The following is a 17894-nucleotide window of genomic DNA, read 5'->3' on the forward strand; positions in this document are numbered from 1 at the left end:
ACCGCCGGGACCGGCGCCGGACGGGCGGCCGCCGCCGCCAGGGACCGCTGGGCCTCCGTCACCCGCCGCAGCTCCCGCAGCCTCGCCTCGGCCATCAGCCGCCACACCGCCCGCGCCACCGCCGTGAACGGCGTCCCCGGCCCGACCTCCACCAGCGGAAGCCCCTGCCGGGCGCACGCCTCGACGAGCCCCTCAGGGACGGTGTCGTAGACCGGGGTCACCCCGAAGGCGAGCGCGGCGGCCCCCGCCGCCACCACCCGCTCCACATAGCGCGCCGGATCGGCGAGCTGCACCCCCGCCGTCATCAGCAGCTCCCCGCCGAGCAGGTACGGGTACGGGTCGGCCATCTCCGAGGTGTGCACCCAGTGCAGGGGTACGTCCCCGGGCCCGGCGAGCAGCCGCAAGCCCAGCTCCGGCCGGGCGAGCAGCGCGGCGAGCGGCACCGGCGGCGTCGGAGGAAGGGGAGGGGAAGGGGACGGGGGAGGAGGGGGAGAGGGAGGGGTGGGGGCGGAGGTGGGGGGAGGGGAGTCGGGTTCCGGAACGTTCGCGGTCATGGTCTCTTCGTACACCCGAAGCCCGCTGTATGGAGGAATCATCCACTTCACCGTGCCTCCCCGGGCGTCCTACGGTCGAGCCGGACCCACGACAGCCCAGGAGGACCCGGCCATGAGCAGCGACCAGCAGACCCCGCGCGGCCCGATCGACTCGTCCCGCGTCCCGCGTTACGCCGGGCCCGCGACCTTCGCCCGGCTCCCCCGGCTCGACGAGGTCGGCGCCACCGACATCGCCGTGGTCGGCGTCCCCTTCGACACCGGCGTCTCCTACCGCCCCGGCGCCCGCTTCGGCGGCAACGCGATCCGCGAGGCCTCCCGGCTGCTCCGCCCGTACAACCCCGCGCAGGACGCCTCCCCGTTCGCCCTCGCCCAGGTCGCGGACGCCGGGGACATCGCCGCCAACCCCTTCGACATCAACGAGGCCGTCGACACCATCGAGGCGGCCGCCGACGACCTGCTCGCGGGCGGCGCCCGGCTGATGACCCTGGGCGGCGACCACACCATCGCCCTGCCGCTGCTCCGCTCGGTCGCGAAGAAGCACGGCCCGGTGGCCCTGCTCCACTTCGACGCCCACCTCGACACCTGGGACACGTACTTCGGCGCCGAGTACACCCACGGCACCCCGTTCCGCCGGGCCGTCGAGGAAGGCATCCTCGACACCGAGGCCCTCTCCCACGTCGGCACCCGGGGCCCGCTCTACGGCAAGCAGGACCTCACCGACGACGAGAAGATGGGCTTCGGCATCGTCACCTCCGCCGACGTCTACCGCCGGGGCGCCGACGAGGTCGCCGACCAGCTGCGGCAGCGCATCGGCGACCGCCCGCTGTACATCTCCATCGACATCGACTGCCTGGACCCGGCCCACGCCCCCGGCACGGGCACCCCCGAGGCCGGCGGCATGACCTCCCGCGAACTCCTGGAGATCCTCCGCGGCCTCTCCTCCTGCAACCTGGTCTCCGCCGACGTCGTCGAGGTCGCCCCCGCCTACGACCACGCCGAGATCACCGCGGTCGCGGCCTCGCACACGGCGTACGAACTGACGACGATCATGTCCCGGCAGATCGCGGCGGGGCGCGCGGCGGAGCGCGCGGAGGGGTAGGGGGGTAGGGGGAGGGGGTAGGCGGTAGGGGGCCTGGCTGGGCCCCGCCCCGTCCGTTGCCTCCTCGGCTGCGGTACGAGGTGTGGTGCCGGGGGCCAGGGGCCGGGGCCGGGGGCCGGGGCCGGGGCGAGGCCGAGGGCGGTACAGCGGAGCCGCCGGGTGCGGATCGCCCGTGGCGGGCCCGTCCGGGGACAATCGACCGGGGCACGACCACGCCGGACCCGATCCGGACCCGATCCGGACCCGATCCGGACCCGATCCGGACCCGATCCGGACCCGATCCGGACCCGATCCGGACCCGATCCGGACCCGATTCGGTCCGGACCGAGTGCGGACCTGACCCGGACGGGATCCGGACGGGGATCCGGATTGGCCTGGGCTCGGTCCGGACCAGTCCGGTCCGAGTCCGGACCAGTCCGGTCCGAGTCCGGACCAGTCCGGTCCGAGTCCGGACCAGTCCGGTCCGAGTCCGGACCAGTCCGGTCCGAGTCCGGACCAGTCCGGTCCGAGTCCGGACCAGTCCGGTCCGAGTCCGGACCAGTCCGGTCCGAGTCCGGACCAGTCCGGTCCGAGTCCGGACCAGTCCGGTCCGAGTCCGGACCAGTCCGGATCGGGCCAGGACCAGGTCCGCATCCGGTCCGGACCGGTCTGCACCCCGTCCGGATCGGGCCAGGATCGGGCCCGGGTCCGTATCCGGTCCGGGGCACCCCACGTCCAGCCCGGTCCAGCCCGGTCCAGCCCGGTCCAGCCCGGTCCAGCCCGGTCCAGCCCGGTCCAGCCCGGACCGGTCCGGTCCAGCCCGGTCCAGCCCGGTCCAGCCCGGTCCAGCCCGGACCGGTCCGGAATCCGGATCCCGTCCGGACCGCACTCCGGACCGTCACCGCCCCGCCCGCCCCCGCTCACCCCGCCGACCGCCCCGAGGGACCCCCATGACCCACGACCACGACCTGGTTCTGCGCCCCACCGATGCTCAGATCGAGGCGGCGTTGAATCCGCCCGCCGGGCGGACCGGTGGGGATCTCGTCGTCGAGACGCTCTCCGGGCTCGGTGCCACGACCGTCTTCGGGCTGCCCGGTCAGCACGCCCTCGGCATGTTCGACGCGCTCCGCCGTTCCTCCCTCCGGTACGTCGGGCTGCGCGCCGAGAACAACGCCGGTTTCGCCGCCGACGCCTACGGGCGGATCACCGGCGAGGCCGCCCCGCTGCTGCTCTCCACCGGGCCCGGCGCCCTGATGTCGCTCGCCGCGCTCCAGGAGGCCGCCGCCGCCTCCGCGCCCGTGCTCGCCATCGGCAGCCAGGTCCCGGCCGCCGGGCTCGGCGGCGGACGCCACGGCTACCTCCACGAGCTGCGCGACCAGCAGGCCTCGTTCCGGGACGTGGTCAAGTCCGTCCACACCGTCCGTACGCAGTCCCAGATCCCCTCGGCCCTCGCGGCGGCCTGGGAATCGGCGCTCACCGCCCCGCACGGCCCGGTGTGGATCGAGATACCGCAGGACGTCCTCCTCGCGCCGACCGCGCTGCCCGTGGTCACGGCGATGGACGCGGGCCCCGAGGACCTCGCCCCGCGCCCCGAGCTGACCGCGCTCGCCGCGCATCTCCTGGCGACGGCCGAGCGCCCGGTGATCGTCGCGGGCGGCGGCGTCGTCCGCTCGGACGCCTCCGGCAAGCTCCGCGCGCTCGCGGAACGCCTCGACGCACCCGTGGTCACCACCTTCGGCGGCAAGGGCGCCTTCCCCTGGGAGCACCCGCTCTCGCTGCGGTCCTGGCTGGAGGACCGGCACACCACCGACTTCCTGGAGGACGCCGACGTCCTCCTCGTCGTCGGCTCGGGCCTCGGCGAGCTGTCCTCGAACTACCACACCTTCGCCCCGCGCGGCCGGATCGTGCAGATCGAGGCCGACGCGGGAAAGCTGGAGTCCAACCACCCGGCGCTCGGCATCCACGCCGATGCCCGCCTCGCCCTCCAGGCGCTCCTGGAGACCGTCCCCGAGCGGCGCGACCCGACCGCGCCCGAGCGGGTCGCCGCCGTCCTCGCCAAGGTCGGGGAGCGGATCGAGGCGCAGGGCCTCGGTCTGGAGGAGGGGCTGGTCGCGGCCGTCCGGGAGGCGCTGCCCGACCGGGCGCCGAGCTTCTGGGACATGACGATCCTGGCGTACTGGGCCTGGTCGGCCTTCGACGCCCGGCACCCGAACACCATGCACTCCGCGCAGGGCGCGGGCGGTCTGGGCTACGCCTTCCCCGCCGCCCTCGGCGCGGCCGTCGCCGAGGGCGGCCCGGTCCTCGCGGTCTCCGGCGACGGCGGCGCGATGTACTCGATCGCGGAGCTGGCCACGGCCCGGCAGTACGACCTCGACGTGACCTGGCTGATCGTCGACGACGGCGGCTACGGCATCCTGCGCGAGTACATGACGGACGCGTTCGGCGAGGCCACCGGCACCGAGCTGGCCCGCCCGGACTTCGTCGCCCTGGCGGAGTCGTTCGGCGTCCCGGGCGTCCTGACGAGCCCCGAGACCCTCGCCGCCGACCTCGCGAAGTCCCTCGCCGCCCCCGGCCCCTCGGTCGTCGTCCTCCCGGCCCGGCTGCGGATGTTCGCCCCGACCCACCTGTGAGGCCCACCCACCTGTGAGGCCCACCCGCCGGTGAGGCCCGCCCACCTGTGAGGCCCACCCCCCCGGTGAGGCCCACCCGCCCCCCCCGAAGCCCGTCCGTCCGGAAACGTCCGCGTCCCCGCCCCTCCCGTCCCACCCTCCCGAATTGTTTCAGCGGGATGAAATCGCACGTCGGGGGTGTTGGGGGTGGCGGTAGCGCAGGACGGACGGGAGGCCTTCGTGGCGACGGTCGGGGAGAAACAACAGGGCTGGGCGCGCAGGCTGGCCGGATACGCCTGGCGTTACAGGACCAATGTGGTGCTCGCGCTCGGGTCCTCGCTGCTCGGCATGGCCGTGCTGGCGCTGGTCCCGCTGATCACCAAGGTGATCATCGACGATGTCATCGGGGCGAAGAGCCGGGGGCTCGGCTTCTGGACCGGGCTGCTGCTCGTCGCAGCCGTCCTCGTCTACGCCACCACCTACGTCCGCCGCTACTACGGCGGACGGCTCGCGCTCGACGTACAGCACGATCTGCGTACCGACATGTACGCGACCATCACCCGGCTCGACGGGCGCCGGCAGGACGAGCTGTCCACCGGGCAGGTCGTGGGCCGGGCCACCAGTGACCTCCAGCTGATCCAGGGCCTGCTCTTCATGCTCCCGATGACCATCGGGAACATACTGCTCTTCCTCATATCCCTGGCCGTGATGGCCTGGCTCTCCCCGCCGCTGACCCTCGTGGCCCTCGCCGTCGCCCCCGCCCTGTGGTGGATCGCCCGGCGCAGCCGCTCCCGGCTCCACCCGGCCACCTGGTTCGCCCAGCAGCAGGCGGCGATCGTCGCCGGGGTCGTCGACGGCGCCGTGACCGGCGTCCGGGTCGTCAAGGGCTTCGGCCAGGAGGACCAGGAGACCGGCAAGATACGCGAGGCCGGACGGAAGCTCTTCGCGGGACGGCTCCGTACGATCCGGCTGAACGCCCGCTACACCCCCGCCCTCCAGGCGGTCCCCGCCCTCGGCCAGGTCGCCGTCCTCGCCCTCGGCGGCTGGCTCGCCTACCGGGGCCAGATCACCCTCGGCACCTTCGTGGCCTTCTCCGCCTATCTGGCCTCCCTCGTCGGCCCGGTCCGGATGCTCGCCATGGTCCTCACCGTCGGCCAGCAGGCCCGTGCGGGCGTCGAGCGGGTCCTCGACCTGATCGACACCGAGCCGGTCATCCAGGACGGCACCAGGGAACTGCCGTCGGACGCGCCCGCCACCGTCGAGTTCGACGACGTGAGCTTCGCCTACCGGGACGGCCACCCCGTCCTCGACGGCTTCTCCCTGGAGATCAGGCCCGGCGAGACCGTCGCCGTCGTCGGCGCCTCCGGCTCCGGCAAGTCCACCGTCTCCCTCCTCCTGCCCCGTTTCTACGACGTCTCCCGGGGCGCCGTCCTCGTCGGCGGCCACGACGTCCGGACGCTCACCCTCGACTCGCTGCGCGCCGCGATCGGCATGGTCCCCGAGGACTCCTTCCTCTTCTCCGACACCGTCCGCGCCAACATCGCCTACGGCCTCCCGGACGCCACCGGGGAGCAGATCGAGGCCGCCGCCCGCGCCGCCCAGGCGGACCGTTTCATCGCCGAACTGCCCGAGGGGTACGACACCAAGGTGGGCGAGCACGGGCTCACCCTCTCCGGCGGCCAGCGCCAGCGCGTCGCGCTCGCCCGCGCGATCCTCACCGACCCCCGGCTCCTCCTCCTGGACGACGCGACCTCCGCCGTCGACGCCAAGGTCGAGCACGAGATCCACGAGGCCCTGAAGTCGGTCATGGCGGGCCGGACGACCCTCCTGATCGCCCACCGCCGCTCCACCCTCGGCCTCGCCGACCGGATCGCCGTCCTGGAGGACGGCAGGCTCGCCGACATCGGCACCCACGCCGAGCTGGAGGCCCGCTCCCCGCTCTTCCGCCGTCTCCTCACCGACCCCGACGAGCTGGGCGGCGTCTCGCCCGGCCACCCCGTCCCCGTGGAGGTCCCCGAGGACCACACCCTGCGGGCCGAGCTGGACGCCGAGTTCGACGCCGAGCGGGGCATCACCCCCACCCTGTGGGTACGGGAGGAGACGCCCGAGCGGGAGGACAGCGCCCCCGGGGCCACCCCCGAGCTGCTCGCCGCCGTGGCCGCCCTGCCGCCCGCCGACGACGTCCCCGACGTCGACGAGGCCCGCGCGGTCGCCCCCGAGGAGTCGTACGGGCTGCGCAGGCTGCTCCGGGGCTTCGGCCTTCCGCTCCTGATCAGCCTGGGTCTGGTCGCCGTCGACGCGGGCGCCGGGCTGCTGCTGCCGATCCTGATCCGGCACGGCATCGACCAGGGCGTGAACCAGCTCGCCATCGGGGCCGTCTGGGCGGCCTCCGCGCTCGCCCTGGTGACCGTGTTCGTGCAGTGGGTGGCGCAGACGGCGGAGACCCGGATGACCGGCCGCACCGGCGAGCGGGTCCTCTACTCGCTGCGGCTGAAGATCTTCGCCCAGCTCCAGCGGCTGGGGCTCGACTACTACGAGCGCGAGCTGACCGGCCGGATCATGACCCGGATGACCACGGACGTGGACGCCCTGTCGTCGTTCCTCCAGACGGGTCTGGTCACCGCCTTCGTCTCCGTGGTGACCTTCTTCGGGATCATGGCGGCGCTGCTCGTCCTCGACCTCCAGCTGGCCCTGGTGGTCTTCCTGACCCTGCCGGTCCTGGCGATCGCCACGTACTACTTCCGCCGCTCCAGCGTGAAGGCGTACGAGCTGGCGCGCGAGCGGATCAGCGTGGTCAACGCCGACCTCCAGGAGTCCGTCTCGGGGCTGCGGATCGTGCAGGCGTTCCGCCGCGAGGCCGACGGCGCGGCCCGGTTCGCCGAGCGCAGCGACTCCTACCGCGAGGCCCGGGTGCGGGGCCAGTGGCTGATCTCGGTGTACTTCCCGTTCGTCACCCTGCTCTCCTCGGTGGCCGCCGCCGCCGTCATGATCGTCGGCGCGCACCGGATCGAGGGCGGCACGCTCACCACCGGCGCGCTCGTCGCCTACCTCCTCTACATCGATCTGTTCTTCGCCCCGGTGCAGCAGCTCTCGCAGGTCTTCGACGGCTACCAGCAGGCCGCCGTCTCGCTGAAGCGGATGCAGGAACTGCTCCAGGAGCCGACGTCGACCGAGGTCGCCGACGCCCCGCTGCCGGTGCCCGCGCTGCGCGGCGAGATCGCCTTCGAGAACGTCTCCTTCGCCTATCAGGGTGAGGACGGCGCCGCGAAGAAGGAGACCGCGCTGACCGGCATCGACCTGCGCATCCCGGCCGGGCAGACCGTCGCCTTCGTCGGCGAGACCGGCGCGGGCAAGTCGACCCTGGTCAAGCTGGTCGCCCGGTTCTACGACCCGACGGGCGGCCGGGTCACCGCCGACGGCATCGACCTGCGGGACCTCGACCTCACGGCGTACCGGCACCGGCTCGGCGTCGTCCCGCAGGAGGCGTACCTCTTCGCCGGGACGATCCGCGACGCCATCGCGTACGGGCGTCCCGGGGCGAGCGACGCCGAGGTGGAGGCGGCGGCCCGCGCGGTCGGCGCCCACGACATGATCGCCACGCTCGACGGCGGCTATCTGCACCAGGTCGCCGAGCGGGGCCGCGACCTCTCCGCCGGGCAGCGCCAGCTCGTCGCCCTGGCCCGCGCCGAGCTGGTCGACCCCGACGTGCTCCTGCTCGACGAGGCCACGGCCGCGCTCGACCTGGCCACCGAGGCGCAGGTCAACCTGGCCACCGACCGGCTCGCGGGCCGCCGCACCACCCTGGTCGTGGCCCACCGGCTGACCACCGCAGCCCGCGCCGACCGGGTGGTCGTGATGGACCACGGCCGGGTGGTGGAGGACGGCAGCCACGAGGAACTCCTGGCCCTGGACGGGCAGTACGCGACGCTGTGGCGGACCTTCGTGGGGGAGGCGGAGCCGGAGCGGGTGTGAGCCGGGGCGCGGGGCGGGACCGGTAACCCTTGGGGCCCCTGCTCCCCCCCTGCTCCCCCCGCCAGGCCCCCGCCGGGCCCCCGCTCCCCAGGGCGGCGCACGCCCCGGCGGGTTGCCGAGGCGGCCGGGCGGACCTTCGGGCGCGGCGTCCGAGGTGACCTGGGCCGGCCGGTGCCAGGTGCTGCGGAGGCAACCGTTCCGGGGCGCGATGCGTCGTACGCCTGTACGGTCCATCATCCGGGGAGGGATCACATGCCCAGCCATCCGGCACCGCCCGGCCGCACGGTGGCGCGGGTCCTGCTGCCCGTGCTCGCCGCCGCCCTGCTGCTCGCCCTGCCCTTTCCCGGTCCCCTTCCCGGCGCCGGGACCGCCGAGGCCGCCTCCGTCTGCCAGGGGCGCCCGACCAGGACCATCGCCTTCGCCACCGGCGAGCTGCGGATCTACCGCAGCCGCCACTACGCCTGCGCCGTCACCGTCGCCAAACGCCCGGGGACCCGCCGCCCGATGACCGTCTCGCTCCAGCCGCGCGGCGGCCGGGCCGCCGTCCGGGCCGGCCGGTTCGACCGGCAGAGCGGGCCCGTGACCGTGCACTCCCTCAACCGCTGCGTCCGCGCCACCGGTTCGGTCGCCGGGCGGGGCACGGCCACCGGCTGGATCCTGTGCTGATCCACAGGAAAGTCACCGGGGCAAGGACCGACAGGGTCTGGCGAGCCGTCCACCGCCCCCGCTAGGTTCACGGCACCGTTGTGAACCAAGGGGAGGACGAATGCGCAAGTCGCTCGGATGGATGCTGTCGCTCTCGGTGCTCATAGGCACCGTCGGCACGGCCGGGGTGGCCACCGCCGCGGACCCGGACACCGGCAGCAAGGCCGTCGCGGACTCGCAGAGCACGGACATCAAGGACCGCATCCTGGCGATCCCCGGGATGAGCCTCATCGAGGAGAAGCCGGTCGCCGGCTACCGCTTCCTCGTCCTCAACTACAAGCAGCCGATCGACCACAAGCGCCCCTGGGCCGGGACGTTCGACCAGCGGATCTCCATCCTCCACAAGGGCACCGACCGCCCCACGGTCTTCCGCACCAGCGGCTACTCGCTGAGCACCACCCCCAGCCGCGCCGAACCGACCCGGATCGTCGACGGCAACCAGGTCTCCATGGAGTACCGCTACTTCACCCCCTCCCGCCCGCAGCCCGCCGACTGGTCGAAGCTCGACATCTGGCAGGCGGCCAGCGACCAGCACCGGATCTACACCGCGCTGAAGAAGATCTACGGCGAGAAGTGGCTCTCCACCGGCGCCTCCAAGGGCGGCATGACCGCCACCTACTTCGAGCGTTTCTACCCGCAGGACATGGACGGCGTCGTCGCCTACGTGGCCCCCAACGACGTGGTGAACAACGAGGACTCGGCGTACGACCGCTTCTTCGAGACCGTCGGCACCAAGCAGTGCCGCGACCGCCTGAACAACATGCAGCGCGAGGCGCTCGTCCGGCGCGGACCGCTGGAGGCCAAGTACAAGGCGTGGGCCGAGTCGGAGGGCGCCACCTTCCGCACGATCGGCTCGCTCGACAAGGCCTACGAGGCCGTCGTCCTCGACTTCGTGTGGGGCTTCTGGCAGTACTACGGCCAGGACGTCTGCGACCAGATCCCGGACGCGAAGACCGCGAGCGACGACACCGTCTACGAGACCATCGACGCCTACTCCGGCTGGTCCGCCTACACCGACCAGGGCCTTGAGCCGTACACCCCCTACTACTACCAGGCGGCCACCCAGCTCGGCTCGCCCTCCATCAAGCAGCCGCACCTCAAGGGCCTCAGCCGCTACGGCTACCAGCCCGCCCGCAACTTCGTGCCGCGCGAGATCCCGATGAAGTTCCAGCCGCAGGCCATGCGCGACGTCGACAAGTGGGTCCGCAACAACGCGGACCGGATGCTCTTCGTCTACGGCGGCAACGACCCCTGGGGCTCGGAGCAGTTCCACCTGGGCAAGGGCGCCCGCGACAGCTACGTGTACGTGGCCCCGGGCGCCAACCACGGCGCCAACGTGGACGGTCTCGTCCCCGCCGAGCGCGCGAACGCCACCGCCCGCATCCTCGCCTGGGCCGGAGTCCCCGCCCCGGCCGTCGCAGCCGCGAAGCCCCTCGCGCGCTTCGACGCCCGCATCGACCAGCTGGTCGACGAGGACACCACCCGCGAGCACGGCCTGCGGCCGTAGCGCTCCGGCGAGCGGAGCCGTAGGGCTCCGGTGAGACGAGGGCGGGGGCGCGTCCGGCGGGACGCGCCCCCGCCCTCCCCTTCGTCAGCGGTACGAGAGCCCGTACCCGACCGGGAACAGCACCCGGCCCGGGTCCTCGGCGCTCTGCACCGGCACCGGCAGCCTGCCCCGGGGCCGCGCCCGCCCGGCCAGCACCCGCACGGCGGCCCGGAGTTCGACATCGGTCCAGGAGTACGCGGCGAGGGTCGCCCGCTGGCCGGTCAGCTGCGCCACGTCGTACGGATTGCGGATCGCGATCGTCACCACCGGCACCCCGGTCGCCACGAGCCGCGCCACCAGGGTCCGCTGGCCGCTGCTCGCGGTGACGTTGTACGTGCCGACCAGCACCACGTCCTTCCCGGCCGCCGCCGCCACCGCCTCCTCGATCCGCGCGGCCGTCGGAGCGGTCCCCGTGGAGAGCGCCGTCGCGGTGAACCCCAGCTCCCGCAGGGCCGTCGCGAGCGTCGTCGTGGGCGGGCCCGTGGTCCCCGAGGGCGAGGCCGGATCGGCGCCCACGACCAGGACCGAACCGTGCCGCGCCGGGCTCAGCGGCAGGAACCCGCCCTCGTTGCGGAGCAGGGTCGTCGTCGCCTCCGCGATCCGGTCGGCCCGTGCCAGATGGCCGGGGCTCCCCACCACCCGCCGCACGCCCGCCAGGCTCGCGTACGGATCGCGGAAGAGGCCCAGCTTGGCCTTCAGACGCAGGATGCGAAGGATCGATTCATCAAGCCTGGCCTCCGTCAGCTCGCCGTCCCGGACCGCCTTCAGGACCGCGTTCCAGGCCACCTCCAGCTTCGGCGGGTTCAGCAGCTGGTCCACGCCCGCCTTCAGGGCGAGCACCGGGACGCGCTCGTCGCCGTACTTGGTCCGGACCCCCTCCATGCCGAGCGAGTCGGTCACCACCACCCCGTCGTAGCCCAGGCGTTCGCGCAGCACACCGGTGAGGATGGGCCGGGAGAGCGTCGCCGGGTCCTCGCTCGGGTCGAGCGCCGGGACCACCAGATGTGCCGTCATGATCGAGTCGATCCCGGCGGCGATCGCGGCCCGGAACGGCGGGGCGTCGAGCGCCTCCCACTGCTCCCGGCTGTGGGTGATGACCGGCAGCCCGTAGTGGCTGTCCACGGCCGTGTCGCCGTGCCCGGGGAAGTGCTTGGAGGTCGCCGCCACCCCGGCCCGCTGATACCCCTCGACCTGCGCGGCGACCATCCCGGACACCGCAGCCGGATCGGAGCCGAAGGAGCGGACGCCGATGACCGGATTGGCCGGGTTGACGTTCACGTCGGCGACCGGGGCGTAGTTCTGCCGGATGCCCATCGCCGCCAGCTCGGCGCCCGCGATCCGCGCCGCGCCCCGGGCCGCCGCCTGCGAACCCCCGGCGCCCAGGGCCATCGCCCCGGGCAGCAGGGTCGCGGGCTTGCCCACCCGGCAGACGATGCCGTGCTCCTGATCGGTCGAGACGAGGACCGGGACCGGGGTGCCCTGGGCGAGCGCCGCCCGCTGGATGCCGTTGGACAGCTCGGCGATCTGCTCCGGGTCGCGGGTGTTGTGGGCCCAGGTGAAGTAGATGACACCGCCCACGTGGTAGCGCTCGACGGCCTCGGCGGCGGTCCGGACGCCGATCTCCTGGAGGTTGGCGTCGACGTCCGCCTGGTCGGGCGCGGTCGCCGAGTGGCCGTACACCCGGGTGACGAAGAGCTGGCCGACCTTCTCGGCCAGGGACATCCGGCCGATGATCCGCCGAAGCCGCCGGTCGTCGGGCCGTTCCGGCCCGGCGTGGGCGGGGGTGCTCACCCCGGTGACGGCGGCCGCCACGGCGGCGGCGGTCACCGTGAGGAGAGTGCGTCGGGAGGGGGCGGGGGCGCGGTGGTGCACAGGTGCTCCTTCCGGCCGTACGGGTTGAAGGAAACTTCCAGAACGTCACGGATAGCCGGAAAGTTACTGCCGGGTCAAGGCTCCGCGCGGAAAACCGGCGCGCAGAGCCCGACTTATTTACTGTGAGACTCATAGGCCACCGCTGACGGCCCCGCCCCCGCGAGCCCGCCCGCACGGCGGCTCAGACCGATGCCGCGATCTCCGGCCAGAGTTCCTGGAGGGTGCGGACCGTCTCGCGGATCGCCGGGCGGCGGGCCGCGCCCGTCCGCCACATGGCGTGCAGCAGGCGCTTCGGCATCGGGTCGAGCCGGATCGGCGCCACCTCGGGCGGCAGCGCCCCGCGCCCCAGCCGGGGGACCAGGGCGATGCCCAGACCGACCGCCACCAGCGCCACCTGCGTGTGGTTCTCCGCCGCCTGATGGGCGATCAGCGGCTCGTAGCCGGTCGCCCGCAGGGTCCGTACGAGCCAGTCGTGGCAGACGGAGCCCGGCGGCTGCGAGATCCACCGCTCGCCCGCGAGATCCTCCCGGCGCACCGACTCCCGGGCCGCCAGCGGATGGTCCCGGGGGACGAGGATGTCGCAGAGGTCGGCGCCGACGACCACCTGCTCGACCCCCGGCGGCGCGGGCAGCGGCGCGATGTCCCAGTCGTGCGCCACGGCCAGGTCGATCACGCCCCGGGCCACCAGGTCGACCGACAGATGCGTGTCCACCTCGGAGAGCCGCACGTCCAGGTCGGGGTGGAGCCGGGTCAGCTCCGCGAGCGCCCGGGGCATCAGACCGCGCGCCGCGCTCGGGAAGCAGCCGATGGCGAGCCGCCCGGAGGGCTTGCCGCGCCGCTCTTCGAGCCGTACCTCCGCCTCCTCCATCAGGGCGAGGAGGCGGCTGGTGGTGGCGGCCAGCTGATGGGCCTCGTCGGTGAGCCGGATGCCCCGGCCCTGCCGTTCGAGCAGGGTCGTGCCGGTCTCCCGTTCCAGCTTGGTGATCTGCTGGGAGATCGCGGACGGGGTGTATCCGAGGGCCTCGGCGGCGCCGCCCACCGTCTTGTGGACGGAGACGGCGTGCAGGGCCCGAAGACGGCCGATGTCCAGCACGGTGACCACCTCGGGGGCTACGGGGGAGGGCGGAGCAGCGGATGAAGTGCTGCTACATCCAACCATGTAGAGATCCGTGCTGGTGCTACACGGTCGCCCCGGGGATCCTCTGACCATGCGCCCCGCACACATCGCCCTGGCAGCGCTGGTAGCCGCTGTCTGGGGAGTCAATTTCGTCGTCATCGAGATCGGCCTCGGCCACTTCCCGCCGTTGCTCTTCTCCGCCCTCCGGTTCCTCGCCGCCGCCTTGCCCGCCGTCTTCCTCGTCGGCCGGCCCAAGGTGGCCTGGAAGTGGATCGTGGGGGTCGGCCTCGCCCTGGGCGTGGCCAAGTTCAGCCTGCTCTTCACCGGCATGGACCTGGGAGCCCCGGCCGGGCTCTCCTCGCTGATCCTCCAGATCCAGGCGGTCTTCACGGCCCTGTTCGCCTTCGTGGCGCTCGGGGAGCGGCCGGGCCGGGTCAAGCTGGCCGGCATGGCGATCGCGCTCGTCGGCATCGCGGTGGCGGCGTTCGACGAGGGCACCTCGGGTCCCCTGGTCGGCTTCGTCCTGGTGATCGCCGCGGCGGTCTGCTGGGGCGTCTCCAACGTCCTGACCCGCAAGGCGTCCCCGCCCGACGCGCTCAACTTCATGGTCTGGGTCAGCACCGTGCCCATCCTGCCGCTGCTGGCCCTCTCGCTCCTCCTCGAAGGCCCCGAGCGGGACCTCGCCGCGCTGCGCGGCCTCGACTGGGCCGGGCTCGGCGTCATCGTCTACGTCGCCTGGGTGACCACGATCTTCGGCTTCGGCGCGTGGGGCTGGCTCCTGCGCCGCTACCCGGCGTCCTCCGTGGCGCCGTTCTCGCTCCTCGTCCCGGTCTTCGGGATGTCGTCGGCGGCGCTGTTCCTGGGGGAGGGGGTCAGCGGACTGCGCTGGTGCGCGGCGGCGCTGCTCGTCGGCGGCGTGGCGCTGACCTCGCTGTGGCGGGGATCGCCGCCGCCCGCCCCGCCGTCACCCGCGCCGGTGGAACGGGTGACGGACGCCCCGGACCCGCTGGTCGGCGGCGGGGTGACCCGGGGGTGACACCCGGGGCACCCCCGGGCCGTGCCCGTCCCGGAAGCCCCCGGGACGGGCACGACCCGCACGGCTTACGCGACCCGCACGGCTTACGCGGCCCACATGGCGCACACGGCCCACGCGGCGCACACGGCCCCCGCCGCCCGCGCGGCCTAGTGGCCGCCGAACGGCTCCTTGCTCAGCAGGTAGCCCGCGTGCAGCCGGTTGCGGGCGCCGATGCTTTTCATGATGTGGGAGATGTGCCGCTGGCAATTCCGCAGCGATATTCCCACGACCTGGGCAATTCTCTTGTCCGACTCCCCCTGGGTGAGCAACGAGATGATCGCGTGCTGGATCTCGGACGTGGCCGCCGCCCGGTCGGACTTGCGCTCCTCCGGCGAAAGGTCGGAAGCCGTCGTCCAGACCCGGTCGAAGGCTTCCGCCACAAAGGCGACGACCTGCGGTTCCCTGACGATCACTGCTCCCTTCGAGTCGCCGAGGAGCGGCAGTATGCCGATCTTCCGGTCGAATATGATGCAGCGCGGAAATCCGCCTGCGAGGGTGCGGACCTGGGCGCCGAGGGGGGTCACCAGGTCCACGTAGGAAAGGGTCGCGGGGCTGAAGCGGGCGGTGTGCTGATAAAGCGTCCGCATGCGCACCCCCCGGTCGAGCAGTCTGACCGTACGGTCCATGCTGTCGGCCAGAACCTCCTCCAGGCGGGCGCCGCCCGGCTGGGAGGAGAGCGCCTCCTCGCCGCACTCGTCGGCGAAGCCGGTGATCAGTCGGCGCACATCGGCCAACTCGTGGACGATCTCCAGCGAGCAGTGGGCGTGCCGGGAAGGGGTTGCCAGCTCCAACTGGTCCAGGTTGCTGCGGAGTTCGTCGGCCAGTGCCTGGGTGCGGTTCAGCTCGCGCTGGAGTGGGTTGAGGACCTTCACACGGGCGAAGTCCACCGGATGTGGAATCAGTGACTCTGATTCCTCGTCCTCGTCGGCGCATCCGCCCCCGATGCTCAGAAGGCCGAATTCCCGCAGGTCGCGGACGGCTTCCCCGGCTTCCTCAAGGTCCATGCCGAGAGCTTCGGCCGCGCCTTCGACCGTACACTTGGGCGTTTCCGTGACGAACCGGTACAGACGGTTCGCCGATTCATGAAGCGATGGAAGGGCAATCGCACCGCTTCTGCCGGTTTCAATCAATGTATCCCCCTGTCATGTTTCCGCCAGGGACAACATGATCCCAGGGGGGACTGGTCTAGAAACGGCTTTCCGCCAGAGGATGAGCAAAGCGCTGACGACCTCAACGCTCATCGAAAGGTAGGGTTTTCCATGGCACGTGCAGCGAGAAACCTTCTCGCCATCACGGCTTCTGCGACTCTGTCCTTCCTTCTCGTCCAGGGAACCGGCACTCAGGAAGAGAGCGCATTCCTCGCCGGATCCAGCCAGAGTAAAGTGATCAACGACCTCGGGTGGGGATGACCATGCCTCGTAGCAAGTCGTACAACACGTACTCCAGCCTCCAGCGTCCCGAGTTCCGCCGGCGCGTGGACGAGCTGCTTCTGAAGTTCGAACGGGACTTCTACGAGAAGAGCAAGGGCGCCGAGGGCATGCTCGACGCGAACAAGTTCGACCTGGACCTCTACAAGCGCCACAACGTGGAGACCATGATCCGGATCGGTCTCAAGCGCGCCGTGGACCCGCTGGTCGCCAACTACTGGGCCACCCGCGACCCGCAGCTCTCCAAGGAGTGGGGTCTGTACGGCGCCGAGGAGGGCCGTCACGACCGCATGTTCGCCGGTGACCTGCACAAGGTCGGCATGACGGACGAGGAGATCTACGCGATCCGTCCGACCTTCGCCACCGAGCTGCTCAACGGCTACTTCTACTACACGCTCGCCACCGAGGGCCCCCTCGCCTCGATGATCAGCGGCTTCTACCTCGAGTACATCGCGGGCAAGACCCAGCCCGACTGGCTCGACATCATGGAGCAGCACGTCGGCGCCAACAACACCAAGGGTGCCCGCGCCCACCTCGCGCTCGACGAGGACGACGACCACGTCGACATGGTCTGGAACATGATCATGCGCGTGATCAAGGACGAGGACGACGAGGAGCGCTTCGTCGAGCACCTCACCAAGATCAACTCCCTCTTCGTCTCGTACTTCGTCGAGGTCTACGCCTCCACGGTGCTCGGCGCCGGTGGCGACCCCTCCCTCCTGACGCAGGCGTCTCCCGCCGCGGCGGTGCAGACCAACCTTCAGTCCCGGGTCGCCGCGGTCTGACGTTCCGGGTCCGCGGCTCCGGGGAGCGACGACGCCCCGGACCGCGCCGGGGACCCGACCGGCACCCGAACACCCCCCCCTGGCGACACCGGACACCGCGTACCCAGGCCCCCGCCCCACACCGCCCCACGCGGTGCCGGGCGGTGCGGGCGGCGGTGTCCGGTGTCCCTGCGGGCTGCCCACCGTCCGGCAAACCCACAGGAAGACCCATGCGATACGAATGGCCGCGCGAACTGTCCGAGAAGGACATGCGCGAAATGATCGAGCTGATGGACGCCGTCGCGGTCAAGGAACAGACCCTCGGCTTCTACGAGCCCGTCGGTCTGGAGAAGGGCCTGCCGCTGATGCGGACCTTCGACGCCGACCTGCGCAAGGGCGCCATCGACCTCCTCGCGGTCCGCGACGAGCAGGACGACCGGATCGTCGGCATGGTGACCCTCGCCCGCGCCCCGCTGCCCGCCCGCCGCCACATCGTCGACATGAAGCGGTGCGTCATCGCCCCCGACCGCCGGGGCGAGTTCCTCCTCGAAGGCTGGGCCGAAGCCCTGCACAAGGCGCGCGACATGGGCTGCGAGGTCATCACCCTCGAAGTCCGCAGCGACGGCCCCGTCGGTCTCTGGGAGCGGCTCGGCTTCCGCGAGTACGGGCGGCTGCCCGACTACGCCCGGGTCGACGGGCGCGAGGCCGTCACCGGCCACTACCTCTGCGCGCGGATCGCCGACGTCCTGGCCCACTTCGAGGCCACCGGATCCTGGCTGCACGAGCCCCAGGCGAGCGTCCTCGCGGGCTGACCCTGTCCCGGGCCCCACCTGGACCAGCCTCCCCACCCGTACGACCGCCCCACCCGCCCCACCCGAACCACTCCCCCCACCAGCCCCCACCCGCACCGCCAGCACCATCCCCCCACCCGTACCACCCGCATCGGAAGCCGCACCCGCACCACCGCTTCCGTACCGCGCCATCGCACCGGTCGCACCGGGCCCATCGGTCCCACCGGCCCGGCCGGTTCTCGCGGGCGCGTACGTTCCCACCTCCTCCCGGACCCGCGCGTTCCTCGCGGGGCGGTCCGGCGTGCCCGCACGGTCCGGCGCGCCGCCACCGCACGTCCCGGAGCGTCCTCCCGCCGGCGCGCCCATCCTCGCGCCAGGCGTCCA

Annotated in this window: 12 protein-coding genes; 8 read left to right on the forward strand and 4 right to left on the reverse strand. The window is 72.6% G+C overall.

The window, feature by feature from the left end; all coding sequences use genetic code 11:
* On the reverse strand, positions 1-554 hold a 554-nt coding region (locus BU197_RS15565; protein WP_188268886.1), incomplete at its 3' end, for a PucR family transcriptional regulator ligand-binding domain-containing protein.
* A gap of 112 nt (positions 555-666) precedes the next feature.
* On the opposite strand from BU197_RS15565, the gene speB reads away from it, so the two are divergent.
* From speB to BU197_RS15590, 5 genes are all read left to right on the forward strand, one after another.
* Positions 667-1653: an agmatinase gene (gene speB, locus BU197_RS15570; protein ID WP_188268887.1), complete on the forward strand. Its 987-nt coding sequence runs from the start codon at positions 667-669 to the stop codon at positions 1651-1653.
* Between the two features lie 929 nt (positions 1654-2582).
* Positions 2583-4262, forward strand: a complete 1680-nt coding sequence (locus tag BU197_RS15575) for a thiamine pyrophosphate-binding protein (protein WP_188268888.1) — start codon at positions 2583-2585, stop codon at positions 4260-4262.
* Between the two features lie 219 nt (positions 4263-4481).
* A complete protein-coding gene (locus BU197_RS15580) occupies positions 4482-8213 on the forward strand; it encodes an ABC transporter ATP-binding protein (protein WP_188268939.1) in 3732 nt (1243 codons plus the stop codon).
* 252 nt (positions 8214-8465) lie between these two features.
* Positions 8466-8879, forward strand: a complete 414-nt coding sequence (locus BU197_RS15585) for a hypothetical protein (protein ID WP_188268889.1) — start codon at positions 8466-8468, stop codon at positions 8877-8879.
* A gap of 100 nt (positions 8880-8979) precedes the next feature.
* Positions 8980-10425 carry a S28 family serine protease gene (locus BU197_RS15590; protein WP_188268890.1) on the forward strand — a complete coding sequence of 482 codons (1446 nt, stop codon included), beginning with the start codon at positions 8980-8982 and terminating at the stop codon, positions 10423-10425.
* An 84-nt stretch (positions 10426-10509) separates the two neighbouring features.
* Here BU197_RS15590 and BU197_RS15595 read toward each other — a convergent pair whose 3' ends face one another.
* On the reverse strand, positions 10510-12336 hold the full coding sequence (locus BU197_RS15595) for a glycoside hydrolase family 3 protein (protein WP_188268891.1): 1827 nt from the start codon (positions 12334-12336) through the stop codon (positions 10510-10512).
* A 181-nt stretch (positions 12337-12517) separates the two neighbouring features.
* Positions 12518-13429 (reverse strand): LysR family transcriptional regulator, encoded by a 912-nt coding sequence (locus BU197_RS15600; RefSeq protein ID WP_188268892.1) that lies wholly within the window; start codon positions 13427-13429, stop codon positions 12518-12520.
* A 115-nt stretch (positions 13430-13544) separates the two neighbouring features.
* Here BU197_RS15600 and BU197_RS15605 point away from each other — a divergent pair, with 115 nt between their 5' ends.
* Positions 13545-14489, forward strand: coding sequence for an EamA family transporter (locus BU197_RS15605; RefSeq protein WP_188268893.1), 945 nt, complete (start codon positions 13545-13547; stop codon positions 14487-14489).
* Between the two features lie 146 nt (positions 14490-14635).
* On the opposite strand, the gene BU197_RS15610 is transcribed toward BU197_RS15605, so the two are convergent.
* On the reverse strand, positions 14636-15532 hold the full coding sequence (locus tag BU197_RS15610) for a LuxR C-terminal-related transcriptional regulator (RefSeq protein ID WP_188268894.1): 897 nt from the start codon (positions 15530-15532) through the stop codon (positions 14636-14638).
* Positions 15533-15939: 407 nt separating this feature from the next.
* On the opposite strand from BU197_RS15610, the gene BU197_RS15615 reads away from it, so the two are divergent.
* Both BU197_RS15615 and BU197_RS15620 read left to right on the forward strand, forming a co-directional pair.
* Positions 15940-16740, forward strand: coding sequence for a hypothetical protein (locus BU197_RS15615; RefSeq protein WP_188268895.1), 801 nt, complete (start codon positions 15940-15942; stop codon positions 16738-16740).
* A gap of 209 nt (positions 16741-16949) precedes the next feature.
* Positions 16950-17531, forward strand: a complete 582-nt coding sequence (locus tag BU197_RS15620; protein ID WP_188268896.1) for a GNAT family N-acetyltransferase — start codon at positions 16950-16952, stop codon at positions 17529-17531.
* Positions 17532-17894: the final 363 nt, after the last annotated feature.

The sequence above is a fragment of the Streptomyces sp. CBMA291 genome (assembly GCF_014596525.1).
In the GTDB taxonomy this organism is placed as follows: Bacteria; Actinomycetota; Actinomycetes; order Streptomycetales; family Streptomycetaceae; genus Streptomyces.

What these genes read in the sequence shown, in the direction of transcription:
- speB (WP_188268887.1), top strand. Translation starts at nt 667, where the DNA reads ATGAGCAGCGACCAGCAGACCCCGCGCGGCCCGATCGACTCGTCCCGC.
- BU197_RS15575 (WP_188268888.1), top strand. Translation starts at nt 2,583, where the DNA reads ATGACCCACGACCACGACCTGGTTCTGCGCCCCACCGATGCTCAGATC.
- BU197_RS15585 (WP_188268889.1), top strand. Translation starts at nt 8,466, where the DNA reads ATGCCCAGCCATCCGGCACCGCCCGGCCGCACGGTGGCGCGGGTCCTG.
- BU197_RS15590 (WP_188268890.1), top strand. Translation starts at nt 8,980, where the DNA reads ATGCGCAAGTCGCTCGGATGGATGCTGTCGCTCTCGGTGCTCATAGGC.
- BU197_RS15605 (WP_188268893.1), top strand. Translation starts at nt 13,545, where the DNA reads ATGCGCCCCGCACACATCGCCCTGGCAGCGCTGGTAGCCGCTGTCTGG.
- BU197_RS15610 (WP_188268894.1), bottom strand. Translation starts at nt 15,532, where the DNA reads ATGGACCTTGAGGAAGCCGGGGAAGCCGTCCGCGACCTGCGGGAATTC.
- BU197_RS15615 (WP_188268895.1), top strand. Translation starts at nt 15,940, where the DNA reads ATGCCTCGTAGCAAGTCGTACAACACGTACTCCAGCCTCCAGCGTCCC.
- BU197_RS15620 (WP_188268896.1), top strand. Translation starts at nt 16,950, where the DNA reads ATGCGATACGAATGGCCGCGCGAACTGTCCGAGAAGGACATGCGCGAA.